The 26,872-nt window shown below is 55.6% G+C and carries 26 protein-coding genes; 5 read left to right on the forward strand and 21 right to left on the reverse strand.

The window, feature by feature from the left end:
• Positions 1-78: 78 nt before the first annotated feature.
• The 4 genes from HDF12_RS19400 to HDF12_RS19415 all read left to right on the forward strand — a co-directional run bounded on the left by HDF12_RS19400 (position 79) and on the right by HDF12_RS19415 (position 7,925).
• A complete protein-coding gene (locus HDF12_RS19400) occupies positions 79-1,308 on the forward strand; it encodes an alginate lyase family protein (protein ID WP_373563966.1) in 1,230 nt (409 codons plus the stop codon).
• A gap of 80 nt (positions 1,309-1,388) precedes the next feature.
• Positions 1,389-4,751: a TonB-dependent receptor gene (locus tag HDF12_RS19405; RefSeq protein ID WP_179586064.1), complete on the forward strand. Its 3,363-nt coding sequence runs from the start codon at positions 1,389-1,391 to the stop codon at positions 4,749-4,751.
• A gap of 158 nt (positions 4,752-4,909) precedes the next feature.
• On the forward strand, positions 4,910-7,564 hold the full coding sequence (locus HDF12_RS19410) for a serine/threonine-protein kinase (RefSeq protein WP_179586066.1): 2,655 nt from the start codon (positions 4,910-4,912) through the stop codon (positions 7,562-7,564).
• Positions 7,565-7,592: 28 nt separating this feature from the next.
• The gene (locus tag HDF12_RS19415; RefSeq protein WP_179586068.1) at positions 7,593-7,925 is read left to right on the forward strand and encodes a hypothetical protein; all 333 of its coding nucleotides are present in this window, start codon (positions 7,593-7,595) and stop codon (positions 7,923-7,925) included.
• A 103-nt stretch (positions 7,926-8,028) separates the two neighbouring features.
• Here HDF12_RS19415 and HDF12_RS19420 read toward each other — a convergent pair whose 3' ends face one another.
• The 13 genes from HDF12_RS19420 to HDF12_RS19475 form a co-directional block, all read right to left on the reverse strand.
• Positions 8,029-8,946, reverse strand: coding sequence for an acyl-CoA desaturase (locus HDF12_RS19420; protein WP_179586070.1), 918 nt, complete (start codon positions 8,944-8,946; stop codon positions 8,029-8,031).
• Between the two features lie 201 nt (positions 8,947-9,147).
• Entirely contained in the window at positions 9,148-9,249 is a 102-nt protein-coding gene (locus HDF12_RS22990; protein ID WP_373563967.1) for a DUF6893 family small protein, read from the reverse strand.
• Between the two features lie 69 nt (positions 9,250-9,318).
• Positions 9,319-10,002, reverse strand: coding sequence for a hydrogenase nickel incorporation protein HypB (gene hypB / locus HDF12_RS19425; protein ID WP_179586072.1), 684 nt, complete (start codon positions 10,000-10,002; stop codon positions 9,319-9,321).
• Complete coding sequence (locus HDF12_RS19430; protein WP_179586074.1) at positions 9,999-10,343, reverse strand: hydrogenase maturation nickel metallochaperone HypA/HybF; 345 nt, start codon at positions 10,341-10,343, stop codon at positions 9,999-10,001. Before HDF12_RS19430 ends, hypB begins: the two co-directional genes overlap by 4 nt.
• Entirely contained in the window at positions 10,336-12,633 is a 2,298-nt protein-coding gene (hypF, locus tag HDF12_RS19435; protein WP_179586076.1) for a carbamoyltransferase HypF, read from the reverse strand. The genes HDF12_RS19430 and hypF overlap by 8 nt, the downstream gene beginning before the upstream one ends.
• A 2-nt stretch (positions 12,634-12,635) precedes the next feature.
• Entirely contained in the window at positions 12,636-12,872 is a 237-nt protein-coding gene (locus HDF12_RS19440) for a glutaredoxin domain-containing protein (protein ID WP_179586078.1), read from the reverse strand.
• Positions 12,859-14,043: an SIS domain-containing protein gene (locus tag HDF12_RS19445; RefSeq protein WP_179586080.1), complete on the reverse strand. Its 1,185-nt coding sequence runs from the start codon at positions 14,041-14,043 to the stop codon at positions 12,859-12,861. Before HDF12_RS19445 ends, HDF12_RS19440 begins: the two co-directional genes overlap by 14 nt.
• Positions 14,044-14,051: 8 nt before the next feature.
• The gene (gene hypE, locus HDF12_RS19450) at positions 14,052-15,173 is read right to left on the reverse strand and encodes a hydrogenase expression/formation protein HypE (RefSeq protein ID WP_179586082.1); all 1,122 of its coding nucleotides are present in this window, start codon (positions 15,171-15,173) and stop codon (positions 14,052-14,054) included.
• Entirely contained in the window at positions 15,107-16,234 is a 1,128-nt protein-coding gene (gene hypD / locus HDF12_RS19455; RefSeq protein WP_179586084.1) for a hydrogenase formation protein HypD, read from the reverse strand. The genes hypE and hypD overlap by 67 nt, the downstream gene beginning before the upstream one ends.
• Before the next feature lie 11 nt (positions 16,235-16,245).
• Positions 16,246-16,566 carry a HypC/HybG/HupF family hydrogenase formation chaperone gene (locus HDF12_RS19460; protein ID WP_179586086.1) on the reverse strand — a complete coding sequence of 107 codons (321 nt, stop codon included), beginning with the start codon at positions 16,564-16,566 and terminating at the stop codon, positions 16,246-16,248.
• 52 nt (positions 16,567-16,618) lie between these two features.
• A complete protein-coding gene (locus HDF12_RS19465; RefSeq protein ID WP_179586087.1) occupies positions 16,619-17,191 on the reverse strand; it encodes a YceI family protein in 573 nt (190 codons plus the stop codon).
• 50 nt (positions 17,192-17,241) lie between these two features.
• A complete protein-coding gene (locus tag HDF12_RS19470; protein WP_179586089.1) occupies positions 17,242-17,454 on the reverse strand; it encodes a DUF6893 family small protein in 213 nt (70 codons plus the stop codon).
• Positions 17,455-17,491: 37 nt separating this feature from the next.
• Positions 17,492-18,076: a hydrogenase maturation protease gene (locus HDF12_RS19475; protein WP_179586091.1), complete on the reverse strand. Its 585-nt coding sequence runs from the start codon at positions 18,074-18,076 to the stop codon at positions 17,492-17,494.
• Between HDF12_RS19475 and HDF12_RS19480 the strand changes: the two genes are divergently transcribed.
• A complete protein-coding gene (locus tag HDF12_RS19480) occupies positions 18,056-18,358 on the forward strand; it encodes a hypothetical protein (protein ID WP_179586093.1) in 303 nt (100 codons plus the stop codon). The genes HDF12_RS19475 and HDF12_RS19480 overlap by 21 nt on opposite strands.
• Here the strand turns inward: HDF12_RS19480 and HDF12_RS19485 are convergent.
• The 8 genes from HDF12_RS19485 to HDF12_RS19520 all read right to left on the reverse strand — a co-directional run bounded on the left by HDF12_RS19485 (position 18,310) and on the right by HDF12_RS19520 (position 26,844).
• Positions 18,310-19,365, reverse strand: a complete 1,056-nt coding sequence (locus tag HDF12_RS19485; RefSeq protein WP_179586095.1) for a hypothetical protein — start codon at positions 19,363-19,365, stop codon at positions 18,310-18,312. The genes HDF12_RS19480 and HDF12_RS19485 overlap by 49 nt on opposite strands.
• Positions 19,362-20,012 carry a DUF6084 family protein gene (locus HDF12_RS19490; protein WP_179586097.1) on the reverse strand — a complete coding sequence of 217 codons (651 nt, stop codon included), beginning with the start codon at positions 20,010-20,012 and terminating at the stop codon, positions 19,362-19,364. The genes HDF12_RS19485 and HDF12_RS19490 overlap by 4 nt, the downstream gene beginning before the upstream one ends.
• Complete coding sequence (locus tag HDF12_RS19495) at positions 20,005-20,676, reverse strand: DUF5947 family protein (RefSeq protein WP_179586099.1); 672 nt, start codon at positions 20,674-20,676, stop codon at positions 20,005-20,007. The genes HDF12_RS19490 and HDF12_RS19495 overlap by 8 nt, the downstream gene beginning before the upstream one ends.
• Positions 20,677-20,709: 33 nt before the next feature.
• Positions 20,710-21,300, reverse strand: coding sequence for a NifU family protein (locus HDF12_RS19500; RefSeq protein WP_179586101.1), 591 nt, complete (start codon positions 21,298-21,300; stop codon positions 20,710-20,712).
• Between the two features lie 38 nt (positions 21,301-21,338).
• Complete coding sequence (locus tag HDF12_RS19505) at positions 21,339-23,135, reverse strand: nickel-dependent hydrogenase large subunit (RefSeq protein ID WP_179586103.1); 1,797 nt, start codon at positions 23,133-23,135, stop codon at positions 21,339-21,341.
• A gap of 21 nt (positions 23,136-23,156) precedes the next feature.
• Positions 23,157-24,221: an NADH-quinone oxidoreductase subunit B family protein gene (locus HDF12_RS19510; protein WP_179586105.1), complete on the reverse strand. Its 1,065-nt coding sequence runs from the start codon at positions 24,219-24,221 to the stop codon at positions 23,157-23,159.
• Positions 24,222-24,558: 337 nt separating this feature from the next.
• Positions 24,559-25,248 (reverse strand): response regulator, encoded by a 690-nt coding sequence (locus HDF12_RS19515; RefSeq protein WP_218892507.1) that lies wholly within the window; start codon positions 25,246-25,248, stop codon positions 24,559-24,561.
• A gap of 3 nt (positions 25,249-25,251) precedes the next feature.
• Positions 25,252-26,844, reverse strand: coding sequence for a PAS domain-containing sensor histidine kinase (locus HDF12_RS19520; protein WP_179586107.1), 1,593 nt, complete (start codon positions 26,842-26,844; stop codon positions 25,252-25,254).
• Between the last annotated feature and the right edge of the window lie 28 nt (positions 26,845-26,872).

Raw genomic sequence — 26,872 nt, forward strand, 5'->3', positions numbered from 1 at the left:
AACAAACGGTTAGTCACTTGCCAACGATGCTTTCAGACGAGGAGTGTGGCCCTGCCAGCTCTACCACCAGGAGACGAAGTGCGAAAGACGATTTCCCCCTCAACGATTTCCCCGTCAAGAATCGACCGACGCCGGTTTTGCAAAGCTATCACCATCACCGCTATGTCGTCAGGAGGGCTGTTACGCGGACTACCAGCTGGTCCAACGAAGAGTGATGCCTATCGGCTCGTCGCCCAGACCGATCGCGAGCGAATCTTAAAGGCGGGAGCACTTTATCTGACACAGAAGCCAGTGACGATCACCTCGTTCCGCTCCGATCGCAGTCCGGGAGGGGTTCACGACTTTTTCTCGCAAGCGGACTATTTCTGGCCGAACCCCAAAGATCCAACCGGTCCATACATCAACCGCGACGGCCAAAGTAATCCCGACAACTTTAACGAACACAGGAAGGCAATGATTGCGCTTTCGATCCAGATGCCGGCGCTGACCTCAGCATGGCTGTTGACGGGAGAGCGCCGCTACGGGGAGAGCGCCTGCAACCATCTGCGGGCATGGTTTATCTCTCCTGAGACGCGGATGAATCCGAACCTGGAGTTCTCGCAGGGGGTCCATGGTGTCTCCACCGGTCGCTCCTATGGAATCATCGACACGCTTCATCTGGTCGAGGTCGCCTGCGCGGCGGGTCTGATTGCGGCCAAGTTCCTTCGAAAGGAAGAGATGACGGCTCTCATGGGCTGGTTCCGCGACTATCTCCAATGGATGAAGACCAGCGACAAGGGGCAGAAAGAGCGGGACGCCTTGAACAATCACGCGATGTGCTGGGCATTGCAGGCGGCGGAGTTCGCGCGGCTGATCGGAGATGGAGAGACGCGCAGCCAGGTACGTCGGCAGTACACGGATATCCTTCTGCCGAATCAGCTGGGAGCCGATGGCTCCTTTCCCAAGGAGCTGGCACGAACCAAGCCTTATAGCTACTCCATCTTTAACTTCGACGTGATGGCCAGTCTCTGCCAGTCGCTCAAGGGTGTCGGACAGGATCTGCCGACCTTCAAGCTCTCCGACGGGCGCGGACTCTGCAAGGCAGCTGAGTTTCTCTATCCCTACTTGAAGGATAAGAGCACGTGGCCTTACCGGAAGGACGTGGAGCACTTTGACTCGTTGCCCGTGCGCTCTCCGGGGCTGTTGTTTGCAGGACTCGCCTGCGAAAAGCCGGAGTACCTCTCGCTTTGGAAGATCGAGGATCCGGACCCTACCGACAGGGAGATCATTCGCAACTATCCGGTTCGCCAGCCTTTGCTGTGGGTGTAGGAGAGCGACAACGATCGCAGACAGCCGAGGGTTAATAGCTCGATCGCAGGAAAAACCAGATCCAGAATGGAGCACCAGTGATGCGCATCGTTTCTAAAAAACTTCTCTCAGGTTTAGGTTTATTTTTGCTTTGTGCCGCCGCATTGACTCCCGCCAACGCACAGTCGAACACCGGTACGATCGTCGGCACAGTACAGGATGACTCAGGCGCAGTGATTCCTGACGCTACGGTGAGTGCGAGGGATATCGGAACCGGGCAGGTGCGAAACGTGAAGGCCGATGGCAGTGGCAGCTTCACTATTCCGAATCTACAGGTCGGCCATTATTCCATCACGGTGTCGCATGAGGGATTTGCGCCGGCGCAGATTGCGGATATCGAGCTCCAGGTGGCGCAACATGCAACGATCAATCCTGTACTCCATATCGGCGGCGTTAACGATAAAGTCACGGTGATCGCGGACCAGATTCCTCTGCTGAACCAGGCGTCTTCGTCGGTGGGTCAGGTGATCGATACGCAGACGGTTCAGAATATGCCGCTGAATGGCCGGAACTTCTGGCAGTTGACGCAGCTGACACCCGGCGTCAGCTACATCCAGGGCGGTCAGAACATCGCGACCGGCGGTACTTCGATTCGGGCCAGCGCCGTGAACGTCAATGTGAACGGCCTCTCTCCCTCGTGGACTGGCTGGTATCTGGATGGAGCGAATATTACCGAGTTTCAACTTGGCGGGACGATCATTCAGCCCAATGTGGACGCGCTCCAGGAGTTCAAGGTGGAGTCGGGCAACATGGGTGCGGACTACGGCCATAGTCCGACCATCATCAACGCCACACTGAAGAGCGGAACGAATCAGTTTCATGGCACCTTGTATGAGTTTCTGCGCAACAACTCTCTGGATGCGAAGAACTACTTCTTTCTTCCGGCGACAGGAAGCCACGCACGCGATGAGCCGCTGCACCGCAATCAGTTTGGGCTCGCGGTCGGCGGCCCGATCTGGAAGGACAAGACGTTCTTCTTTGTCGACATGCAGAGCACGCTGTTTACCCAGGCTCAGAACTTCAACAGCGTCGTTCCCAGTGATGCGAAACGGGGTGGAGACTTCAGAGCTATCACGACAAAGATCATCAACCCTGCGACTGGCCAACAGGTCTCGGACGGCGGGGTGCTCAATAAGATTCCAGCTTCGCTCATCTCTCCACAGGCGCAGTTTCTGCTGCAGTATATGCCTCATGCGAACTTTGTCTCGGGCAATACAAGCCGCGCTATTGTCACCAATAAGCTGAAGCAACAGCTCGATCAAGGCGACATCCGTGTGGACCATCAACTTACCGCGGCCGATCGTCTGACAGGCCGCTACTCCATCTCTGATGATCACGAGACGGATCCAAACGCCTTTCCAGCAATGGGCGGCTTTCCTCTGCGCAGCCGCGGGCAGGATGCTCTCTTCCGGGAGACCCATGTCTTCAGCCCGAAGTGGATTAATGAACTTCAGGTCTCCTACTATCGCAGCTACTTCCTCTTTACGAGTTCACTGCAGGGGCAAAACATCAATGACGAGGCCGGAATCATAGGCCTGGACGGACTTGCGCCCCCATCGACTCTGGGCTTTCCGAGCGTTACGATCGCCAACTACTCTAACTTCAACGGGCAGGCCAACAATAGTTATCCGAAGCAGAACAAGATTCGCTCGTGGCAGTATGTCGACCGCGTGAGCTACGCCAGTGGAAAGCACGACATTCGTTTTGGATATGAGCTATTCCACAACACCAACACCTTTGTCGCGGGCAATAACTCGGTGGGAACCTTCAACTTTAACGGGGCGTACTCCGGCGACAACTTTGCCGACTTTCTGCTGGGAGATCCTCTGAGTGCCAGCCGCAGCACCTTTAGGAACTTGTGGGGGAGTGCCGGAAGTTTCCAGGCCATGTACTTTCAGGACGACTATCACGCGAGGCCGAACTTCACCATAAATGCCGGGTTTCGATGGGAGATCAACCCTTACTACAACGCGGTGAATGGCCAAACCTCCGGCTTCGACACGAGCACCGGCAAGCTCGTGCTTCCCTCGAACGTCTCCATGAACGCGCAGCCCGCGACTCCGCAGCTGTTTTCGCTGTTCTCCGACCGGTTCGAATACACAGACGACCTTGGGTTGCCGCAATCTGTACGCAAGACCGACTATCACGATGTCGGACCTCGATTGGGCTTTGCCTATAGTCCTGGACGGGGTACAACCGTGATTCGGGGCGCGTATGGCGTCTTCTATCTCTTCCCAGACGACAACGCAATCAACAATACACAAAACACAGTCCCGTTCATTGCCTCGCAAACACAAAACAATACGACGCCGAAGCCGACCTTCACGCTCGCCGACTTCTATCAAGGCCAGCCAATAGTAGCTCCGAATCCAAATCCCGGCTCCAAATGCGCATTTGGTTTTGTAGCAGACTCCTGCTCCACTCCGAGCATCACCAGCATGGCGCTGCATGTGCAGAACACCTATATCCAGGAGTGGAATCTTGCGGTTCAGCATCAGTTCGGGCAGCGCATCTCTCTGGACATGGCCTACGTCGGCAATAAGACGACTCACATGCAACAAGCATTCCAGATCAACGACCCGAATCCAGGCGCGGGAGCGGTGCAGCCTCGCCGTCCGCTTGCACAGTGGGGCACCATCAACAACTCACGCTTTGCGGGAAATGGAGGCTACAACGCTCTACAAACCAAGCTGGAGACGCGTGCCTTCGCAGGTGCGACTTTGCTCGTCTCCTATACCTACAGCAAGTGCCTGACGGACGGTACCTATACCTCGGTCGTGCGAGAGGACACCCCGCTGATTCGATATTACGGAGTATGCAACTACGACCTGACACATAACTTTGTTGCCAGCTATTTGTATGATCTTCCCTTCGGACGTGGACGAGAGTTTCTCACCAGTCTTCCTGCATGGGTCAATGGCATCGTCGGAAACTGGAATCTTTCAGGAATCGCGACGCTACAATCGGGACTTCCGTACACACCGACGATCAGTGGCGACCAAGCCAACACCGGTGTTGGTAGCCAGAGACCGAATGTGATTGGCAAACCACTCTTGCTAAGAAACCACAACTGCTGGTACTTCGACTCGAAAAACTCAGCGTGTAAGACGCTCGCACCCGCCGGGGCAGACGCATATGCCGTTCCTGCGCTGTATTCCTACGGCAACGGCGGGATCAATCTGTTGCGCGCCGATGGGCTGGTTCAATTCGATCTCTCCCTGCTCAAGTCCTTCCACTTCAGTGAGACGCGATCTCTAGAGTTTCGTGGGTCGTTCTTCAACCTCTTCAATCACACTACCTTTGCCGCTCCAACGACCAATATCGATTCGTCTTCAGCCGGTCAGGTCAGCTCAACCCTCAATGGCTCACGTCAGATCGAGCTTGCCGCAAAGATTTACTTTTGATGGCTTCGTACGGTAAGACCATGATCCACCGCTATCCGCGTTTGTAAAACGACTGTCAAGGACCGGCCCAATTGCGGCTCACATGATTCCGAATGATACCCTAGGAGGGTTTCGAGCCTGAAGAACTGCCTCCTATTTCTGGACGTGAGCGAATTTCAATGGCAGAGGTTACTAACGCTCTCCCGGTGGGAGAACTGGTTGGGAATAACTACGAGATCCTGGGCATCGCCGGCGCCGGTGGAATGGGTATTGTTTATCGTGCCTGGGACGCCAAGCTCGAGAGAACGGTTGCGCTCAAATTTTTACCCACCCTGCTGAATGCTGACGTTCGTGAGAGAGAGTACTTTGTCCTTGAAGCACGAATGGCTTCGTCCTTGGATCACCCGAACATCGGCGTCATCCACGGGATCGAAGAGACGACGGATGGCCACGCGTTTATCGTCATGGGCTTCTATGACGGTCTTTCTCTGGCTCAAAGGATTGCCAAAGGTCCGCTGAGCACGCTGGAAGCCGTCGATGTCGCTATTCAGGTCGCGCTCGGCCTATGCGAAGCCCACTCACACCATATCGTGCATCGGGACATCAAGCCGTCAAACGTAATGCTGACGAACACAAGGTCTGTTAAGATCGTCGACTTTGGATTGGCTCGTCTGATCAACGCAGAGACCGCAACTGCCAGCGGCATTGTGGGATCGATAAAGTACGTATCGCCCGAACAGGCGTTGGGCCAGCGAACCGATCAGCGAACAGATATATGGTCTCTTGGAGTAGTTTTGGCAGAGATGCTCGCGGGGCGCAATCCCTTCGACCGCGGAACGATTCCCGCGATTCTGGTTGCGATTCTCAACGAGCCGCCGCAGTTGCTTGACGGTTTGCCCATCGCACTGCAAGGAATCATCTATCGCTCCCTTTCGAAGGACACCGAGAAACGCTATCAGCATTGCTCAGAGATGCTGGCGGATCTGCAAGCCGCACAAGCAGAGCTTTCGAACGATTCAACCAATCGAAGAGAAGCGATTGGCAGGAAGACTACGAGTCGGTCGAACGACATCCGCAGGTATGTCGAGCAAGCTTCCGTCTCTACCTGGTCCAGGGCACAGAAGCCTCGAAACCGATGGCTGCCACTGGGCCTCGGCCTCTGTGGGCTTGTTCTACTGGCCTGTTTGTTTCTCTTTCCTCGGGTCCGCGAACAACTTGGTTCCCGCATAAGAGTGGGTGAAGAGCATATCGCAGTTCTTCCTTTTACTAACATTGGGAATAACCCGGAGAATCAAGCTCTGAGCGAGGGCCTGGTGGATACGCTATCGGGGAAGCTTTCCGATCTCGATGTTGGCAACAAGGCGCTATGGGTAATTCCGGCGAGCGAGATCCGCCGTCTCAAAGTGACTGACCCCGCGGCCGCGCTCAAAACGCTTGGCGCAAATCTGGTAATCAGCGGAAGCATCCGGCGCGATGGAACCGCTGTGAATCTCAATCTCAACCTTATCAATACAAAGAATCTTCGCCTGATTGGGTCTGTCGATGTTGTGGATCAGGCTGGAGACCTCTCTGCGCTGCAAGACGAAGCGGTATCGCGGCTCGCGCATCTGATGGATCTACCTGTGTCCGCCGAGATGTTGCACAATACCGGCGGATCCGTTGTGCCTGCGGCATATCAGAATTACCTGACTGCGTTGGGCTATATGCAGCGTTACGACAAAGCGGGAAATCTGGATCAGGCAATCGAAGTATTGAACGCGGCGATCGAGACCGATCCGAAGTTCGCGCTCGGCTACGGTCAGCTCGGAGAGGCATATCGACTTAAGTATCAACTTGATCGGAATCAGCACTGGCTCGACGAAGCCCAGGGAAACCTTGAGAAGGCAATTCAGCTCGACAGTAGTTTGCCCGCGGCCTATGTCACTCTTGGGCGAATTCATGACGTTAGCGGGAAGCGCGAGCTCGCGCTGCAGGAGTTTCAACATGCTCTTCAACTCGATCCGCGAAACGCAATGGCGATGAGGGGGCTGGCACGCGCGTATGAGCGTTCTGGCCGTGTCGCCGACGCAGAGGCTGCTTACAAAAAGGCAGTCGCGCTGAAGCCCGATGATTGGGAGAGCTATAACCTCATCGGTAACTTCTATGACCGCCAGGGCAAATATCCTGAAGCGATCACTGCGCTGCGAAGAGCGATTGATATGACTCCGGACAATGCGGAGGTGTATCTCAATCTGGGCGCGACTTATGTGGATTCAGGAGACAGCGCGGTGCTTCCGACCGCCGAGCAGGCTCTGAAGAGATCAATCGAACTGGGGCCAACTTATCCGGCATATGCAAATCTTGCCAGCCTTTATCTTGCTCAGCGGAGGTATCGGGAGTCTGCGGAGGTCAACGAGAAAGCCCTGCGATTGAATGAGAACGATTACATGGTTTGGAATAACCTGCTGATCGCGTATGAGCGGCTTGGAGACAGTTCAAAAGCAAAGATGGTGCGAGAGCGAATCGTGCCGCTGCTCGAGCAGAATATCCGACTGAAACCACAAGATGCGCAGGCGCACTCACTGCTGGCTGTGATGCAGGCGAAGGATGGAGTGCCGGGGAGTGCGCTGGAGCATGCGCAGACGGCGATAGCGCTCTCCCCTGATGACCCAAGCATCCTAGTCAACGTCGCGGGGGCTTACGAGATGTGCGGTGATCGCAAACAGGCGCTGGGTTATCTCGAGATGGCATTGCACAAAGGTTTTCCTTTGAGCCAACTCGAAAACGATCCGGACATGCGGGATCTTCTGCGAGACCCCGGATTTCATTTCGGCAAACCATCACTAACTCAATAAACGTCACCTCAACAAAAGGAGAATTATCTTGTCGATCGTTGTTGTTCCTCTCACCGATTCTGCCGATCCAATCGAAATCAACATGGAAGCTACGGACACTCTGCAGTTTGTCGCTGAAGTCTCAGGGGTCTTCACCAGCACGTATTCGAAGTATTTCTGCCCACACCTGCCCCACAACAAGTCATTGACGCTGAATGAAACATGGCCAAACACGGCTACTTATCCGGAGGGGACCGAACCTAATCCCTACGCTGCCGGTAAAATCTACACGTTTAACTGGACACCCGATAACGAAAAACAAGGTGGCTTGACTTCCTCGCCAGGGACGATCCATGTCGACACGGGACAACCGGAGAGATAGTTGCTTAATTCGAGCCGTGATCATCTCTAAATGTCTGTCGCCTACGGCACGGTGCTTACGAACACCCTGAGCACTGTCCGTTAGGCGATTTTGCGTTTGAGACTTAGAGAGGGTTTATTCGCGTACCAGGTGCCTCCGGGAGATGCGCCACTTTGACGTTCTTTGCCAGACCGAACAACGCTAGTAATTTGATACCCCAGTAGTTGAAATCCAGTTCCCACCAGGCCATGCCATGGCTGGCAGACACAGGATGTGCATGGTGATTGTTGTGCCAGCCCTCTCCGCCGGTCAAAAGCGCGACCCACCAGTTGTTGGTTGAGTCGTCACGGGTTTTGAAACGGCGCGAACCCCACAAGTGGGTCGCCGAGTTGACCAGCCAGGTTACGTGGAAGCCAATGGTGATACGAAGAAATGTCCCCCAGAGTAACCACGAGAGCCCCAACTTCCATCCGCCGAAAGCGGTGCCTCCACCCAGTAAAGCAACTCCGGTCAGGGTGATCGGAAGCCAGTGCCACACAGCCAACCAGCGGTAGAAGCGATCGCGATGCAGATCCGGCGCATAGTGAGCGAGCATGGTGGTCTCACTGTGAAGAGAGCCGCGCAGGATCCAGCCTATATGCGACCACCATTTGCCATCGCGGGGAGAGTGCGGATCGCCAGGTTTGTCGGTGTACTGGTGGTGCATACGATGCACCGCGACCCAGTAGGTGGGACTGCCCTGCAGCGACATCGTCCCACAGATCGCCATGGCATACTCCAGCCACTTGGGCGTGGTGAAGCTGCGATGAGTCAGTTGGCGGTGATAGCTGATGGCAATGCCTACGTTCTGACCGAGGAGCCACATCACAAGAAATACGACAACAGAAGACCAAGAAAAGGTAAACAGGGCCGCTATAGCGCCCACATGGAATGCCGCAATAACGACGAAGAAAATCCAGTTAAACTCTGCCGACTTAGCCTGCACCACTTCAACTATGTCGGGACTGCCGGTTTTTTGCGGTTGTGTAACAAGAGTCGCCATGGCGTGCCTGCCTCTAGTGTCGAGGCTAACGCCGGGCGCGAGGCATGGCTAGAGGGCGCAGGTAAGAGTTCGGTAATAGTTGAAGTAGCAGGTATTTCAGCTTTTGACAGCGATGCCGCCTCCGAAGCGGCCGGTCTTATAACCAATCCACGAGTGACAGCTCTAGGACCGGCAACGTTCGGCAGCTATTGCTCAGGAATCTCACATGGACCGGATTCTGAGATAACGGGATACGTCGGGAGCTATCAAAATCATCACTACGATTGCGCCGATTCCTGCTGCGGCAGCTATAAGTTTCATCATGTGAGTCACCTCGTCCAGCTTGTTGCCTGCTTTCTACTCCTGTTTCGATGCATTTCAGCATGCCGACGTCTACACAGGAGTATTTTGTGAACTTCGAGTATGTGTTTGCGCAAGAAACTGCAAGAAACCATCCATTCCCTCGTTGGTCTTTGCCGATACTTTGAATACGCGCATTCCTGGCCGCACCGCCTGGATGTTCGCGTTGGCAGTTAGTTCATCGAATTCGACCGCCGCTGCAAGGTCGATCTTGGTGATGACTGCTGCGTCGGCGCCGTTGAAGATAGTCGGGTATTTGAGCGGCTTATCTTCGCCTTCCGTCACGGAAAGTAACACGAGCCTCAGATCTTCCCCTAAATCATAAGACGCGGGGCAGACCAGATTGCCCACGTTTTCGATGAAGAGCAGATCCAGCTGGCCTAACTTCCAATCTTTCAAGGAGTTCTCCACCATTGCCGCTTCAAGGTGACAGAGCGTTCCGGTGGTAATCTGCCGCACTGGCGCGCCACTGCGCGCGAGCCGCAGCGCGTCGTTCTCCGTCGCCAGGTCGCCTACCAGTGCAGCTACGCGATAATGCGACCTGAGCAGGGTAAGAGTCTTTTCGAGGAAGGTAGTTTTACCGGCTCCAGGACTCGAGACGAGGCTAATCACATAGGTTCCCTGCGCGCGAAACCGGTCCCGCAGAGCCCGTGCGATCACATCATTTTGTTTGAGAACGTTTTTGCGAACTTCTAACAGGCGCGGTTCAGGGCTCATTGTTTAAGCTCCAGTGCGGTGATGACGAGTTCTTTTCCATGGATCACTTCAAACGTCGGGGTACCGCAGTCAGGGCAATAAAACCACTGCATGGATGCCAGCGTCTTTGGCATGTTGCATGCCGGACAAAAAACCTCTATGGGCACATCTTTCACTACAAGGCGTGAACCTTGGAGCGGGGTACCGTCGCAAGCTATCTCAAAAGAGAATAGAAGCGCCTCCTTCACCACACCCGAGAGAGCCCCAAGCTCCAAGTGGACCGCTTCTATGTGCACGTTGCGCCGCTCCGCTTCCTCCTGTGCCATATCCACGATGCTCATCGCAATCGAAAGCTCATGCATGAACGACTCCTTCGCGAACGGAATGCTTCACATCGTTGAAGTTGCCGAATGCAGCAAGCGCTGCCTGCCCAAGGCTGATCCCGCCATCGTTAGGAGGCACTGCGTGGTTCGTCCAGATATCGAGACGGTGGGGCAGGAGGAGCGATTTCAAGTCTTCAAGTAGCAGTTCATTCTGAAAGACGCCTCCCGAGAGTACAACCGTATCAATCGCGCGGCTACTGCAGAGTTGAAGAATAAGATCGGTTGTTCCCGCAGCAAGTCCACGTTGAAAAGAGCGCGCGATATCAGATACTCCGCGTCCGCGCAGCCGGTCACGAATCATCGCTTCGAGCAGCGGGCGGAAATCGAGTTCTTTGTCAGTGATAGGGAAAGGATAGGCTTCCACACTCGCAGAGTCGCGTGCCAGTTGCTCCAGCCAAATCGCAGCCTGACCTTCAAACGTACTCTCTCCCACAAAACCCAACAGTGCGGCAGCCGCGTCGAAGAGCCTGCCGACGGAGGTCGTCGAAAAGGTGCGCACGTCGTGGTGGATCAATTGCACCGCGTCCTGATAGCGTGAGGTAAAGTGGAAAGGCGGCTGGGTCAAGTCGGGCACACCATCGATCTGAACCAGAAAACCGGATGCCGCCTGTACTGGATACTGCGCGGCGCCATCACCTCCGGGGAGAGCTGCTGCGCGCAAGTGAGCAGCGCGCTCGAAACCTCGTTCGAGACTTCCTATAAAGATTTCGCCGCCCCAGATGCTGCCGTCGTCGCCGAAGCCGGTCCCGTCGAAGCTCACGCCTAAAATGCTCTTCTCCCACTCGCCACGTTCTGCAAGGACAGAAGCCAGGTGAGCGCGATGATGCTGTATCGCCCGCGTCTCCTGAGCCAGGAGTGTAGCGGCATGATTTGTCGAAGCATATTGAGGATGACAATCGTGCACTACAAGCAGGTCGCCAGTGTCGATGTCATACATCGAGATGAAATCTTCAATGGTCTTTGCAAAAGCCTGGAACCCTTGATAATGCGAGAGATCGCCAATGTGGTGGCTCACAAAAGCGTGACCGTCGACTACCAGCGTAATCGTGTTCTTTAGGTCCGATCCCAGGGCCAACACCGGACGCTTGATTGGCAGTCTTGCGACTGCGTTGGGCGCGTAACCTCGAGACCGGCGAAACACCACCGGACCGAATGCTCCGACACGGGCTATTGAATCGTCTACTCTACGCGCGATTGGACGTTCGCCGATTAAAAACGCATCTGCGATTCCGGAGAGCCGCCTCAGCGCGTCCGCATCCTCATAGGCAATTGGCTCGTTCGATCGGTTGGCGCTGGTCATTACAAGCGCTTCCGGTCCACCCGCGGCGAAGAGAAGGTGCTGAAGTGGCGTGTAAGGCAACATCAAACCGAGGTCATGATTGTCAGGCGAAACGCCTTCAAGTTCGAGCCGAGCCTGTGCCAGCACAATCGGACGAGCTGAGGAAGTGAGCAACTCCTCGGCATCGGAGGTAAGAAAGACTAACCGGCTTGCTGCCCCGATATCTTTGACCATGAGGGCAAAGGGTTTTTCCTTACGATACTTCCTGGCTCGCAGGGCAGCGGTTGCTATGGGGTTGCGTGCATCGCAGGCTAGATGATATCCGCCAAGCCCTTTGATCGCGACGATTCTACCTTCACAGAGAAGTTCCGCTGTTCTTCGGACCGCATCCCAACCACTAGCGAGGTCGAGTCCGTTCTGGCGGAGCGTTACATTCGGCCCGCAGTTGGAACAAGCTACAGGTTGTGCGTGAAACCTGCGATTCGCAGGATCGTGGTACTCGGAGTCGCAATATGCATCCATCGGCCACGCCATCATGGTGGTGCTGGCTCGATCGTAAGGTAAGGCGAGGATGACGCTGTAGCGAGGTCCGCAGTTCGTGCAGTTGATGTAGGGATATCTATAACGCCGATCCGATGAGTCGAAGCATTCCTTCAAACAGTCCTCGCAGACAGGGAGATCGGGTGAGACATGGACAACAGGGCGGCCGGCGCGATGACTCTCTCGAATAGTGAACTCGTTCAGCCCCTCGTAGTGTGCGGGTTCGACTTCAATTTCGGAGATGGTGGAAGCGGACGGATGCTTGCTTCGCATCTCTTGAACGAACGTTTCCATGTCCCGCTCGGCGCCTTCGAGATGAATCTCCACTCCCTGGTCGCCATTGAGCACCCACCCGGCCAGTGTGTTGGCATATGCCAGACGGTACACAAAAGGGCGAAAACCAACTCCCTGCACCACGCCGCGTACACGAATTGAGCAGGCGCTTGCCATGTTTATTCTGACTCCACGATGCAACCCCTGCCTTGCCAACCAACCTGAATTACTTTGCCGTCCTCCACCAGCAACGGAACCGTGCGTACGCTGCTGTCGAGGGCATGCATGCGCGCGCGTGCGTCGGAATCGGCTTCCACGTCGTACTCCGTGAAGTCTCGCCTCGTCCATTCCAGCCACTCACGTAACTCCTGCGTGTATGGGCATCGAGCACTCCCATAGAGCTCAAGATTGGCCATGGCTCAACACCTCCAATGCCTCCCGAAGCACGTGATATGCGGACGCCTGCACCTCTTGAATGCGCGGAATATAGTCGCTGCGAACAATGATTGGATAGTCAACCAATCCTCGGCGATAGATCTCTCCGCCGTCGTTGCCCAGAAGAGCAACCGTCAGCAGATCACGCTTGCGCGCTTCTTCCAGGGCCATCACGATATTGCGAGAGCCGCCGCTGGTGGAGATTCCGATCGCGACGTCCGGCGGTTTCGCGTGTGCGAGGAGTTGGCGCAAAAAGATCACCTCGACCCCCACATCGTTAGCCAGCGCGGTTATGGTGGCTGGCTCCATAGAGAGAGATATCGCAGGGATGGTATGGTATCCGATTGGAGGAAGCACACAGTCCATCGCCCAATCGTTGGCGTCCGTCGCTGAGCCGCCGTTACCGAAGAGAATCAACTTTCCGCCACGCAACAGGCGCTCTCGTACTGCAAGAGCCGTAGCACCGATCTGTTCGGATTGTTCTGTCGCGAGGCGAGTCCGCAACAGGGTGTCGTCGTGAACTTTCATTTGGATGGAAGCAGCGACATCGTTGACTATGCCCTCAGTCTCCTGCTTCTTCTGACCCAGGAAAGGATAGAGAAACTCTGTTTGACCTATATCTTGGCCCAGTTCCCGGTGTTCCAAAAAGACGTGAACTGTCTCCCACAGGGTGTGATAAAAGACTTCGACCAGTTCCTGGTGGATAAATGGGTCTTGAGTCGCTGCCTTGAGTGCGTAGGATCCGCATGGGCCGGGCAAAGCGAAGGTCATTGCCCCTTGCGCCTCCGCCGATTCTAAAGCCTCCCACACCTCAGGATCTCCTTCGGGTGGGCCGAAGCCCATCACAATATCTTCCGGGCGAAGAATGGCATCAAGCCATGGGCGCAGGAGTGCTGAGAGATCGAGCGCAGGGAGCGCGCGTTTGCCAACGATCACAGGATGAACGAACTCCACGGAGACGTGTTGGGCATCGGTCGAGTACGGTCCGCGTCCAAATGCCAGCAAACGGCCGCCTCTTAGAAAGCGTTCCGACATCTCACGACAGGCGACTGCCAGTGCGCGAGCCTCCTGAGAAAAGAAGCTTTCCAGAATCTCGTTGCGCAGGAGCAACCGTTCTTCAATGTGTGCTGCGAGATTGACGGCAGTTTGCATACGAGGTCCTAACAGATCCGCGGCAGAGGATCGCCGACCAGCATGTCTACGATCCGACTGCCTCCGTAGCGAGTGATGACCAGAACTGCGTTGGCTGGCTCGACTCGAACCTGCCCAACAATCCGGGCTTCTTCACCACCCGCCGTCTGCTGCAACGAGTTCAACGCGATGGCAGCATACTCCGGAGAAACTACAGCAAGAAACTGGCCTTCGTTCGCGATGTGGAGAGGATCCAATCCGAGGAGCTCGCAGGCGCCACGAACCGCATCATGCATGGGGATCTCTTCCTCGAGCAATTCAATTCCCAGGCCACTATCGCGCGCCAGTTCATTGAGAGCGGTAGCTACGCCTCCGCGCGTCGGATCGCGCATCCAGTGAATTCCAGGGCCGCATTCTGCCGCCAGCGCTTCGACCAACGGCAGAACGGACCGCGTGTCGGAGTACAAATCTGCTTCGAAGTCGAGCTCACCGCGCGCCAGAAGAATGGTGATTCCGTGATCGCCAATCGGACCGGATAAGAGGATCTTGTCGCCTGGACGCACCGAACGGGCATCGACTTTGACGCCAGGCAGCGGGGTACCGATCCCCGCGGTCGTGATATACATCCCGTCGGCTTTGCCGCGTTCGACCACCTTAGTATCTCCACCAGCCATCACGACTCCCGCCCGTTTAAGAGCTCCAGACATCGCGCGGACTTCGGCTTCGAGGTCCGCCGTAGGAAGGCCTTCTTCGAGAACGAAGGTCACGGTCATGGCAATGCCTTTGGCCCCGGAGACTGCGAGATCGTTCATAGTACCGTTGACGGCTAGTTCGCCGATTGAGCCACCGGGAAAATGTAAAGGCTTGACAACAAAGCTGTCGGTCGTGAAGGCGATTCGCGCACCCCCCACCTCGAGATGCGCGGCATCGCTTAGCGGCTCTCGAGAGGCGGGATACAGAAGCGGCGCAAACAGGCCCTCGACCAGTCTTCGGCTAGCCTTCCCACCGGCTCCGTGCGCCATTTCAATCTGAGGATCGCGAAATCGAACCACAGATGGCGAACTCGCAGCCGTAGTTTCAATCTTCAGGCCACGGAGCTGATCCTCGTCACCAGCGATTTGCGGTACTCGTAGTTGTAATATGCTGCGCATGAGCCCTCTGACGAAACCATAAGCGCACCGATTGGATGTTCGGGAGTGCACTCTTTCCCGAACAACTTACACTGCGCTGGTTTCAAAACGCCTTTTAGAACTTCTCCGCATTGCGCCGACTTCGGGTCCGTCACTCGTGTCTCCGGAACAGAGTAGCGTTGCTCGGCGTCCCAGGCGACATACTTTTCACGAATCCGCAATGCTGACTGGGAAATGAATCCAAGTCCGCGCCATTCAAAGTAAGGCCGCAGCTCGAAGACTTCGGCCATTGCCTTGAGAGCTGCGCGATTACCCTCCCATGGCACCACACGCTTGTATTGATTTTCGACTTTGGCCTCGCCCGCTTGTAGCTGCCTCAAAAGCATGATGATGGATTGCAGCAGATCCAGTGGCTCAAAGCCGGAAGTAACTACGGGTTTGCCTTCATTCCTGGCTATCCATTCATAAGGTCTGCAACCGATCACCGTTGAGACATGCCCTGGTCCGATGAACCCATCGAGACGCATATCCGGAGAATCGAGAATGGCGCGGATTGCAGGCACGATGGTGACGTGATTACAGAAGACAGAAAAATTATGGATACCCTCTGCCTTGGCGCTCATCAGCGTGAGCGCAGTGGAAGGAGCCGTAGTCTCAAATCCGATCGCGAAGAAGATGACTTCCTTCTCTGGAAATTTTCTGGCCAGCTCTAACGCGTCCGCGGGGGAATATACAATCCGCACATCGGTTCCGCGAGCCTTGTGCTCCAGTGGGCTGCCGTGTGCTCCTGGTACTCGCATCATGTCGCCGAAGGCCGCGAAGATGGTGTTTGGGTCTTTGGCGATAGCCAATCCATCATCGATCCTTCCCATGGGCAAGACGCAGACCGGACAGCCGGGGCCGTGGATGAGGTCGATATTGGAAGGCAGGATATCCTTGAGCCCGAAGCGATAGATGGCATGCGTGTGGCCACCACATACTTCCATGATGCGGTAATGCCTCCTGGGATCGGCGAGACGGCGAATCTCTTCGGAGGCTTTGGTGATCAGTTCAGGGTCACGAAATTCGTCCACATATTGCATGCTCAATCTCCCTAGGAGTAACGCGTCCCGTTCAGTGGGATCGGACCGGCGCGGTCGGCGCGGTCTTCGAGACCATACCCCCGCACTTCTTCCATGACTTGTTCGACTTCGCCCAGAGCTGTGAGCAGGCGCATCTGCTCTGCGGCATCTTGCTCACTAATTTTGGACATAGCAAATCCGACATGGATCAACACCCAGTCGCCGATCTTCGGCATGTCATCTTCGAGAAGGCCCAACTGGACCTTGCGCCGCACTCCGGTTACTTCCACGACGCCTACAAGATTAGGACCGGCAACCAGCTCGATAATCTTGCCTGGTATGGCTAGGCACATTGACTGACTCCCTTCCCGGACGCACGATTCTCTAACACGAAGTTCATAGTTGTCACTCCTCTTCCCGCGCTACCATCTCGAAGGAGAACTTCAATTCATCCTTGAGTTTGATCGCTCCTCCCGCCACGGAGATCGGTTTGATCTCGTAGTCGGTTTGCTTCAGAGTGAAATCGCCCGACGCTCGCAGCATCGTCCCGAAGACAGCGACACGAGCAGTAACCGGCTGCCTACGTGTGACGCCGTGGAGCGCCAGGCTGCCGTCTAGAACGGTAGTGTACAAAGACTCTCCCATCCTGGTGATTGAGAGCATAGGTGCTTCGTAAACGATTTCGGGATACTTTGCCGTCTCCAACACTTGCTCGTTCATCAGCCTTTCGATCTCACGGCGATCTTTATCGGCGATGTCGTCCTGAACGCTCAGCGAATTCGCCTGGATGCTCATTTTGAATTCGCTGCCCTGGATCGCTTCCGGACTGAAGTTCACGTCGCCGCTGAAGTTGCGAACGCCGATAGTCGGATTGTGTCCCACTGCTGACAACAGTCCAGTGGCAAAGGCCTGCACCGTTAATCGACTCGCCCTTGCATCGACGACGTAATGAGCAAGCGTGGCTTTTGTCGTTTCCATTGAATTTGTCACATGCTGCAGGCTCCATCCTGCTGCCGCGCCGGGTCTGTCTACATGGCCCGCATCTTTAGATAGCGTTGAACATCAGGCATCGCCACCTGGGCGAGATTGCCGATTCCTATTTGGGACATATAACAGCGAATGGACGGATTGGAAAGAATCAATCCAGCTCCAAACACCACCAGGGCCACACCTCCCAGCATGTAAAGAGTTTCCTTATCGCCTACTCCGTTGGTCGTTGATCCTTCCAGTTCCATCGACATATCGACTCTCCTTTGCCGCAGTTTCTTCAGGCAGCCCTCACACGGGGTCGCTTTCCAGGATTTTTTTTATCAACGTCTCGGTCGTCTTCACCGCTCGCTCCACAGCAACCTCAACAGGTTGACTAAGCCCCATATGCCCTTCGTCCCCGCCCAGCGTGGCCGGTTCGCAGCCAACCAATAGAATTCGTTTTAGAGGTCCATGCATTGCGCTCGCCATGCGCAGGACGTTCATCGGATGCATGCTATGCGGCTCAACGAAGTTGCCCGACGGTTCGGCAGCTTCGTTTGGGTCCAGTTCGACGACGGAGACTGTCCCCGGCGCTTGTCCGTGAGGATAGGCGTCGATAAGAATGGTGGTCTCATAACGGTCCTGTAGGGCGTAAACAAGGTCAAGGCCACGGATACCGAAATCAATGACGCGTACCTCTTCGGGCAGAGCGCAGCCCGAGAGGCGACGTACAACCTCCACTCCAAAGCCGTCATCTCCAAGGAAGATGTTGCCGATGCCGGCGATCAGAATACGGGGTTGCGAAACATTTTTTTTCTCACACTGTTCTTCTTCCGGGAGCGGTTCAACCTCGGTCACTTTGAAAAAGAAGCGATGCCCCGGCTGACGCAGCATCCCCAGGTCGCGGCCGGGATCGTCCTCGAGAACCACACAGATGTGCTGCTGGCCTTCGTAGTCCTGTTCAAGGCTCTCGACAGTCGCGATCTGGCCGCGCAGCGCAAGGTCAAGTATGTCCCCACCCTCATGGGGATTCAGACGAACGCGATGGCCTGTCCTTACCTCAGCTCCTCCAATTACCACATGGTCGACCTGCTCCTTATCTTCGAGAAGGCTCCACTCCCATTGATTCATCGCACCTCCTCCTTGAGCGGAGTCAACCCGCGCAACACACCATGAAGTTTCATGAACTGCTCTTCCGGCATCGTCTCAGTGCGTTCCAGAATCTCTCGTGCACGATCGTCGGATTGCCTCATCTCGCGCTTCTCATCGTCCGTCAGTGTAAGGATTCGCAGGGAGAGGATCTCGTCGATCTCGGTTGCGTCAAAGAGATTACCCGCGCTCTCCGGAGCGATCTGCGGATAGTCATAGAGGATGATTGGCGACGAGAGCATCGTCTCCGCATGATCTCCAACCAGCACTGGCCATGTCCCGACGTTGTTGCACATGGCGGCAACATCTTTGAACTCCGCCGGAGGATCGAGCAAGGAGATGAACTCTCCCTGATCGATGCCCAGAATAGTATGGGCAGACACCAGCGAGAACGCGAGTGCGTCTTCACGGTCCGTAGTTGCCAGAGATTCAAAGGGGGAGACATTGCGGACGCGGACCGTTACCCTGAAGACTCCGTCTGAGCTCTGTGTTGAACCGAACTGTATCGATGCAGTTAGATTCTCCCACTCGCGCACAATCACTCCGACGGCCCTTCCCTGCTCATCATGCAGATACTCAAAAATTTTCCCCGCAGGGAACGCCAGATATAGAGGAGCAAGCGACGAGAGCGACGCAGGATCGAGCGCGGCAGATGTGTATTCCCGTTCAACGGCCTCCTGCCATGGTTGAAATACACGGCTATCTACTTCGAGACGATCGACTATATCGAACTCCGGTTCAACGCCCTCAGGCTCCTCCTTTCCTGACGCGCGAAGCTTCCCGATTGAGCGCTGCACTATTTGCAAGAAACGTAGCTTCACGCTGAGCATTGTGGATGGAGTTGCCTTGAGCGGGCACTCGGTCTGCATCGTCCAGGCATCAAATCCCTGCTGCAGTTCGCTGTAAGCCTGAGGGCTAAGCACTCCGAAGTTCCAACGTCGCTGATTTTTGACCGAAGACGGCCGATACGGATACAGCATGTATCCCTCGTAGAGCACAGCCTCAGCGATCTTTTCCACCCGATCCAGATTCACGATTTCACCGCCACTTCCATGGGGAGAACTTCTTCAAGCGTCTGCTCCCAGCTGGGAATACCGTGCTGCATCTTGTAGCGATAGAGCCGATCAAAGACATCCCGACGCAAACTCAGCCAGACATGATTGGGATAGTAGGAGTCCATCATCTCGCGCCAGACCTTTACCGGGAGTTTGAATCTCGCCTCCTGCTCCCAGGAGATAGGCGCTACCTGCAGTCCGCTATCCGGCGGCGCATAGAAGACTGTCCCGCTAAAAAAGATATTGAGAGGAATATCACCATCCGTGAGCCCTTCAAAATATTTAGTGGCAGCGACATTAAAGTCGAAGGTGCAGGGGACGTGAAGATCGGCTACCGTAGTTGTGCCCGCGAAAGCAGGAATGACCATATTGAGGTTGGTCCAAAGCAGGCTGCGCAGCGTTTGGCTCCATCGGTCGGGCGTTCCGAAGAGGTCAAGCATGCGCTCTTGCTCCTCTGGAGCATAGCGTCGACGTGTGACTTCAATCTGAATTTGACAACGCAGAGCGATGGTATGGATCGACTCGTTAGCCGTGGCGTTCATGACCCTAAGTTTGAAAGCAAGTGTCGGCGCAGCTGCAAATGGAACAACGCTCGCGCCTTCGATCTGAAAGCTCAGGTCAGGCATTGGCTTCTCCGCTAACTACATCTGCCTTCGACCGCAAATCGGAGAAGAATCGCCCTATCTCTACCCAGACATCGGCCCCTCCGGAGAGTCCTCTCCAGTTGGTGCGGATTAGCCCCACTAATTTGTAACATTCATCGATCGGCGCGATGTAGTACTCGGCCTGAGTAAGCCCATGAGCATGGCCTACTCGGTTGACCAGCAGGGCCTCGACATCGGGCAAGAGGCAGCTTAGCGCTCGATTCCCATCTGCGATCTCATTCCATGCCTCGAGCGGCAGCAGCGATTCAACCGCGCCCGCTGGACTAGGATAGAGCGCGACAACTCTGCCCTCAATGCTAGAACGAAAGAAGAACGCCATATTGATCGGAATGAGCAGACTCTCCCACTGTCCGTCGGTCATCTCGAGGTCGGTCAGGTACTGAGCACGTCGGGAGACACGCTTATACTTTGACTTCTCCATCCCGTCGAAGAGCATCGCGCATGCATCGCACGCACAGAGTATCTGCCGCGAACTCAGTTCCACCAGATGGGGGTGGTCCTGCGCAAGTCCGGCGCTGCATAACTCGCACTGCTCCAGCGGACGCGATGCGGAGCGCCTTGTGCGCGTGAACTGACGAAGTGCTCCGAAGGCCTGTTCGAATGGTGGCAGGGCCTCTTCATTCATAGCGAACTCTTTTCGTCATGGTCGAAGGCGCTCTCAATCGACACCATCTCTTTCCAGGGAATTGCCGGTGCCTACCCCTGCAAGTCGCTGACCCAACAAGCTTTCCAATGTTACAAAGCCTACGGGCGTTGGCTCTTCCAGCCCCCGGACTTCTAGCGATGTCAGGTCCGGCGCAAACTCATACATCCCATCTTCCACAATCGACCGCAGATCGTTCGTAGAAGACCCGCAGTTATGGCCGGAAGTCGACAGACGAACACGAACGGCGCCTTCCTGCAGGTCCTCAAGCTCAACCGTGCAGGAAAGTTTGCGTAGACGAGGGCGCATGCGCTCTATCGCCTTCTGCACGCGGGTTTCCAGCTCGTCTGGATGGAGAGAGTAGAGCAACAGCAGGTTGCCAACGATTGGATCCTGCCCCATTTTGTCGACGATGCCGGGAGCAAAATTTCCAGCATCGAAGACGATCTCCATCGCCCGTTCCAGGCCTCTACCATGCACCTCCATAAGAAGTTGCAGTAACTCCCTGCCCGCAACCTTCGCGGCGCTATCCGGCAGCTCGTCAAACTGTGCGACCAACTTACCCAGCTGCCGAACCTGTTCCTGGAACTCTACGTCGTTAGCCACACGCCTCCTCCAACTCTCAATCGGTGATGAATAGAAACTTACGGCTGGAAGCCGAACATCGGCGAGTGGGAGGTCTCAAGCACCTTTCCATTTCCGAGGTACATGTGTACGCCGCAGGGCAGACATGGATCGAAGCTGCGCACGGCCCGCATAATGTCAATCCCCTTGAATTTATCCGGCCCGTTCTCCTCGAAGATCGGCGTATTTTGCACCGCATCCTCGTAGGGCCCCGGCGTTCCGTACATGTCGCGGGGATTGGCGTTCCACGGAGTCGGCGGATAAGGGTGGTAGTTGGCGATCTTGTGATTGCGGATCACAACATGGTGCGACAAGACTCCGCGCACCGCTTCGTGGAAGCCGCAACCAATGGCCTCCTCGGGCACCTTGAAGTCGTTCCAGGTCTTCGTCCGGCCGGCATGCAACTCCGCCAACGCCTGCTCTGCGAAATGAAGCGCAGCTGCCGCAGCGTAAGCCTGGAAGTAAGTGCGAGCGCGATCTCGCTCGATGGCGTTGCTCCACTTGGGAATCTTCCACTCGAGTTCTACCTCGGGGAGAGATACAGTTTTTGGCAGGTAGATCTTGACGCTGTGCCCGGTTGCCTTCACGTATCCAATGTCCACGATGCCGGCCAGCGCGGTTGCCCAGAAGCGCGCGATCGGGCCTCCGCCCGTATCAAGTGCAAGATAGTCTTTCGTCCTCGCGTCATACCAACGCGGTGACATCACCCAGGTGTACTTGTCCTTGAAGTCGCGCTTCTGCGGTCTCGGTAGCGTGCTTTGGTTCCAAGGGTGACGCTGATCAACTGGATTTCCAAGAGGATCCTTCCTGACGAAGGTTTCGGAGTTCTGCCAATCGTCGTAGTACGAACTCCCAAGCAGAATGCGAATGTTCAGGTTAATGTCCACCAGATCCGTCGTCACTAGTTTTCCATCGACCACTACGCCCGGCGTGACAAACATACCGCGGCCCCAGTCCGTCATCTTTTGATAGGTGTAGTCGCAGACATCGGGATTATTGAACGAGCCCCAGCATCCGAGAAGAATCCGCCGACGGCCCACCTCTTCGTAGCCGGGCAGAGCTTCGTAGAAGAAGTCGAAGAGATCGTCATGGAGTGGCACAACCTTCTTCATGAATTCCACGTACTTCATCAGCCGCACAATGTAGTCCGTAAACAGTTGCACAGTAGGCACCGTACCCACGCCGCCGGGATACAGAGTGGAGGGATGCACATGACGGCCTTCCATCAGACAGAACATCTCGCGCGTATAACGACTCACCTGGAGAGTCTCGCGATAGAACGACCCCGTGAAAGGATTGAGCGCCGTCATGATGTCGCCGATGGTGCGGAATCCATGTAGCTCCGCGTGCGGCGCAGCGGTCTTAGTTGCCTTCTCCCAGACGCCCGGATTGGTCTCTTTCACCATCTTCTCGCAGAAGTCCACGCCGACGAGATTGTCCTGGAAAATGTTGTGGTCAAACATGTACTCCGCGGCCTCGCCTAGATTCACTATCCATTCCGCGATCGCCGGCGGCCGCACACCAAAGGCCATATTCTGTGCATAGGTCGCACACGTGGCATGGTTGTCGCCACAGATGCCGCAGATACGGCTGGTAATGAAATGAGCGTCGCGCGGATCTTTGCCCTTCATGAAGATGCTGTAGCCGCGAAATATGGAAGAGGTACTGTGACACTCCGCAACCTTGCGCTTGCCAAAATCAATCTTGGTAAAGATGCCGAGACTGCCGACGATCCGGGTGATTGGATCCCAATTCATCTCTACCAATTGGCTCTTGTCGGCCTCTGCCTCTGTACGTACAGCGGTAATCGTGCCCATCGTAATCTCTCCTTGGCTTCGTTAGTAGGAATTGGAGTGGTAGCCAGTGGTTAGTTCGGCGCGAGGATGACGCCACTTCGGCTCTTTATTTACCGTGTCGTTCGTCAGCTTGCGCAACGCTCGAATCGCTTTGCCATAAACGCTCACCGCTGTGCTCGACAGCTTGCCTCCGGGCGGCTCGTCCATAAACGGCATGAACTTGTCCGGGAAGCCGGGCATGGTGCAGCCAATGCAGATGCCGCCCACATTGGGGCAACCACCGATCCCGGCCATCCAGCCACGCTTGGGTACGTTGCAATTAACAACAGGACCCCAGCATCCCAACTTCACAATGCACTTCGGCGAGCCATAAGAAGTCGCGAAGTCGCCTTGCTCGTAGTACCCCGCTCGGTCACAACCCTCGTGTACTGTCTTGCCGAAGAGCCAGGTTGGCCGCAGCTGATCGTCGAGAGGAATCATCGGCGCCAGACCGGCCACCTGATAAAGAAGATAGAGAAGTGTCTCCATAAAATTGTCAGGCTGCACCGGGCAACCTGGAACATTCACGATCGGAAGACCAGCTTTGGACTTCCAATCCCATCCCAGATAATCGGCCAGTCCCATACAGCCGGTGGGATTGCCCTCCATGGCGTGGATTCCGCCATACGTGGCACAGGTCCCGCAGGCCACGACGGCAAGCGCTTTGGGTGTCAGTCGATCGATCCACTCATTGGTCGTGATCGGCTGTCCTGTGTTCGGATTGGTGCCCAAAGCTGCCCAGTAGCCTTCCTTCTTGATTTTTTCGTTGGGGATAGACCCTTCCACCACCAGCACGAAAGGTTCGAGCTTTCCCTGCTCTGCCATGTACCAGTACTTCAGAAAATCATCGCCATTTTCATACGCGAGCACAGGATTGTGCAGGTGGACCTTGGGCAGGCCGGGAATCGCTCCCAGAAGAACGTCCTCGATACTTGGCTGTGTAGCTGCGGTGATGGATACGGAGTCTCCGTCACAACCGAGACCAGCGGTGATCCACAGAATATGCAGTTCAGCAACAGCAGGTTTCTTCTGAGTGACTCGACCGTAAGGAACTGTTTCTTGAGCCATAACCTGGGTTCTCCTCTTCGGATACGGGCTGGTCTTGCATGAAGATGCAGGCCGCGCTGTGAAACGCAAACCTGAGGCGCTAGTCGCTTGGACAGGACTCTCCGGCGATCCGCGAAGCGTAGCCAGTAGAGAGGTCGGCATGCAGAACCCGCAAGCGGGACTGACCCTATTTCTTTCTCGTACTTCTTACTTAAATGGGGCTAGGGGATTACCTGATGTGAATTCCGGAAAGACGTTTGCCATGCGAATCGCATTGGTTTCAGAGATAAGAAATGACAGGAACGAAACGTCGCGCCGTCTAGCCCCAACAGAACTAATTTTGGCAGTTCACAGGAACTCAACCTGTCTTCTCGTCGATCTTCCACTGAATTGCATGCTGGATCAGCTCTCGCCCGCTGTGCAGGCGAAGCTTTTCTTTGATGTGTGCCTGATACGTCTCGACAGTCTTGATGCTGAGGTGCAACTCCTCAGCAATCTCACGCGTGCCGCGGCCCTCGCCGATCAGGCAGAACACCTCCAACTCGCGATCAGAGAGCGTGGAGATTCGAGAGTGGAGCGCTGCCGGAGAGCCGCCAATATACTGTTGAAGCATCTTGTTGGCCATACGATCGCTCAGATATACCTCGCCGCCAAGTATGCGGCGCACGGCAATCAGCACCTTCTCCGTAGCCTCCTGCTTCATGATGTAGCCGTTCGCACGCGCGCGCAGGGCACGTTCTGCGTAGATGGCCTCATCGTGCATGGAGAGAATTAATATAGGCAGATCTGGATAAGAGGCTCGAATGTTTTTGAGCAGATCCAGCCCGTCCGGACCATTGAGTGAGATGTCCACGATCATGATGTCTGGTTTCTTCTGAGAGATCGCCTGCATCGCAGCCTGCGCCTCTTCGGCCTCGCCGCAGACTTCAAGATCTCGCTGCTGGTTAATCAATAAGGCCAGTCCCTGGCGCAAAAGTGGATGGTCGTCGACTACGAAGACGGTTCTCTTGCCCGCATAAGACTGCACCGGCATGTTTGTCAAAGCCATAGGCTACGTACCGGGTTTCAGGGGGAAGATACAGGTCACGGTCGTTCCATGGAGTGGCCCGGGCGCAACCTCTAGCGTTCCGCCGATCATGGCCGCTCGATAGTTCATGATGTGAAGTCCCATGCCTTGACTGTTTTCGCGACGTTCTTCGATGCCGGCTCCATCGTCACTAATCGACAATGTACCGCGGTCATTCTCAGCAGACAGACGAATAAGTATTTTGCGTGCGCGGCCATGCTTCAGAGCATTGTTCACTGACTCCTGAGCGATATGGTAGAGGTGGGTGGCCATCGCGTCGTCATAGATCAAAACGGCAGGTTCGCACTCGAAACGACAGGATATTCCGAAGATATCCTCTACCTCCGCAGCCCAGAGCAGCAACGCTGACATCAGCCCATGGGTATCGGAGACAACGGGTAGTAGACCTCGGGCCAACTCTCGGGTCTTGTAAATCGCCTCATTCACCAATCGGACGATCTTGGCTGCATCGTTGGCCTCGGCCAGGCGTTTCTCCGCCAACTTAGCCTCATGAACCTTCGCCATAAAGGCGATGCCCGTCAGATGCTGCCCCAGACCGTCATGCAGGTCCTGACCGATGCGTCGTTGTTCTCTTGAGCTAATGTTCAGGAGAGCTTTCTCCAACTGCTCGCGCTCGGTAATGTCGATGCCGGTTGCGATGATGTAGTTGGGTGTTCCGTTGTTACCCGGCAACATGGTGCTTGACCAGGCGATGAGTCTCTTCGTCCCATGCCGAGTAACCCAATAGCTTTGGTAGTCCTCCGGCAGCAGATCCGCGCTCAGTTGCGAAAAGATCGACTTGAAGCGTTCCACTTCTTCAGGCACGAGAAAAAAATCCCAGATGCGTTTGCCCCTGACCTCCTCCAGCGAATACCCGGTCGTCAGCTCACAGGCTCGGTTGAATCGCGTGATGCGTCCATCCGGATCGAGAACAACGACCAGCGCGCCGACAGTGTCGAGAATGGCGGAGACGACGTTGCGCTCCTGGTGGAGCGCCTCCTCTGTGTGCTTCAGGTCAGAGATATCAAAGGCAACACCGTGTATGAACCAGGGCTGGCCGTCGGGCCGACGCATCATCTTCGCATCGCAGTGAAACCAGATCACATGTCCGTCGCGTGCGATGACCCGATAGGACGACCGCAGCGGTTTGCCGGAGAGAAACATGCCCGCGGCCTCCAGGCTCCAGCGCTGCTTGTCGTCCGGATGAATGTGCTCATACCAGCGAATAGGGTCTTCCAGCCACTCCTCTCGCGAGAACCCGAGTGCCTCCTCGATCTGAGGGCTGACGTATGCCTCGCTGATGCCGCGATCCAGATAGACCATGAAAACCACGGCAGGAATTTGTTCAAGTAGCGCGCGGTATTTGGCTTCGAGGCTCGAAGTGTGAGCGTCAGGGGTCTGCGTGGATGGGTCCCCAGTTGGCTGCTCACTCTCGGAGGGTGAAGACTGTATTCTACCCCCGAACAGACTTGCTAACTCGAGCAGAACCGCCTCCGCCTCGTTCAGGTCTGGCAGCAGCGCGCTGTTTTCAACGCCAACCTCACGGTCTTTCCATTCGGCCTTAGCAAGTGAAGCCATTCTTCGCTCCGTTCGGCTTGGCGCTTCC

It is taken from the genome of Tunturiibacter gelidiferens, from assembly GCF_013410115.1.
Lineage (GTDB): Bacteria > Acidobacteriota > Terriglobia > Terriglobales > Acidobacteriaceae > Edaphobacter > Edaphobacter gelidiferens.

Coding starts and splice junctions, on each gene's coding strand:
- HDF12_RS19480 (WP_179586093.1), top strand. CDS start 18,056: ATGCCCCGGCTGACGCAGCATCCCCAGGTCGCGGCCGGGATCGTCCTC.
- HDF12_RS19490 (WP_179586097.1), bottom strand. CDS start 20,012: ATGCCTGACCTGAGCTTTCAGATCGAAGGCGCGAGCGTTGTTCCATTT.
- HDF12_RS19510 (WP_179586105.1), bottom strand. CDS start 24,221: ATGGCTCAAGAAACAGTTCCTTACGGTCGAGTCACTCAGAAGAAACCT.
- hypF (WP_179586076.1), bottom strand. CDS start 12,633: ATGGCAAGCGCCTGCTCAATTCGTGTACGCGGCGTGGTGCAGGGAGTT.
- HDF12_RS19430 (WP_179586074.1), bottom strand. CDS start 10,343: ATGCATGAGCTTTCGATTGCGATGAGCATCGTGGATATGGCACAGGAG.
- HDF12_RS19520 (WP_179586107.1), bottom strand. CDS start 26,844: ATGGCTTCACTTGCTAAGGCCGAATGGAAAGACCGTGAGGTTGGCGTT.
- HDF12_RS19440 (WP_179586078.1), bottom strand. CDS start 12,872: ATGGCCAATCTTGAGCTCTATGGGAGTGCTCGATGCCCATACACGCAG.
- hypD (WP_179586084.1), bottom strand. CDS start 16,234: ATGCAATATGTGGACGAATTTCGTGACCCTGAACTGATCACCAAAGCC.
- HDF12_RS19405 (WP_179586064.1), top strand. CDS start 1,389: ATGCGCATCGTTTCTAAAAAACTTCTCTCAGGTTTAGGTTTATTTTTG.
- HDF12_RS19505 (WP_179586103.1), bottom strand. CDS start 23,135: ATGGGCACGATTACCGCTGTACGTACAGAGGCAGAGGCCGACAAGAGC.
- HDF12_RS19460 (WP_179586086.1), bottom strand. CDS start 16,566: ATGTGCCTAGCCATACCAGGCAAGATTATCGAGCTGGTTGCCGGTCCT.
- HDF12_RS19515 (WP_218892507.1), bottom strand. CDS start 25,248: ATGGCTTTGACAAACATGCCGGTGCAGTCTTATGCGGGCAAGAGAACC.
- HDF12_RS19410 (WP_179586066.1), top strand. CDS start 4,910: ATGGCAGAGGTTACTAACGCTCTCCCGGTGGGAGAACTGGTTGGGAAT.
- hypE (WP_179586082.1), bottom strand. CDS start 15,173: ATGCGCAGCATATTACAACTACGAGTACCGCAAATCGCTGGTGACGAG.
- hypB (WP_179586072.1), bottom strand. CDS start 10,002: ATGAGCCCTGAACCGCGCCTGTTAGAAGTTCGCAAAAACGTTCTCAAA.
- HDF12_RS19470 (WP_179586089.1), bottom strand. CDS start 17,454: ATGTCGATGGAACTGGAAGGATCAACGACCAACGGAGTAGGCGATAAG.
- HDF12_RS19495 (WP_179586099.1), bottom strand. CDS start 20,676: ATGAATGAAGAGGCCCTGCCACCATTCGAACAGGCCTTCGGAGCACTT.
- HDF12_RS22990 (WP_373563967.1), bottom strand. CDS start 9,249: ATGATGAAACTTATAGCTGCCGCAGCAGGAATCGGCGCAATCGTAGTG.
- HDF12_RS19445 (WP_179586080.1), bottom strand. CDS start 14,043: ATGCAAACTGCCGTCAATCTCGCAGCACACATTGAAGAACGGTTGCTC.
- HDF12_RS19420 (WP_179586070.1), bottom strand. CDS start 8,946: ATGGCGACTCTTGTTACACAACCGCAAAAAACCGGCAGTCCCGACATA.
- HDF12_RS19465 (WP_179586087.1), bottom strand. CDS start 17,191: ATGGAAACGACAAAAGCCACGCTTGCTCATTACGTCGTCGATGCAAGG.
- HDF12_RS19475 (WP_179586091.1), bottom strand. CDS start 18,076: ATGCTGCGTCAGCCGGGGCATCGCTTCTTTTTCAAAGTGACCGAGGTT.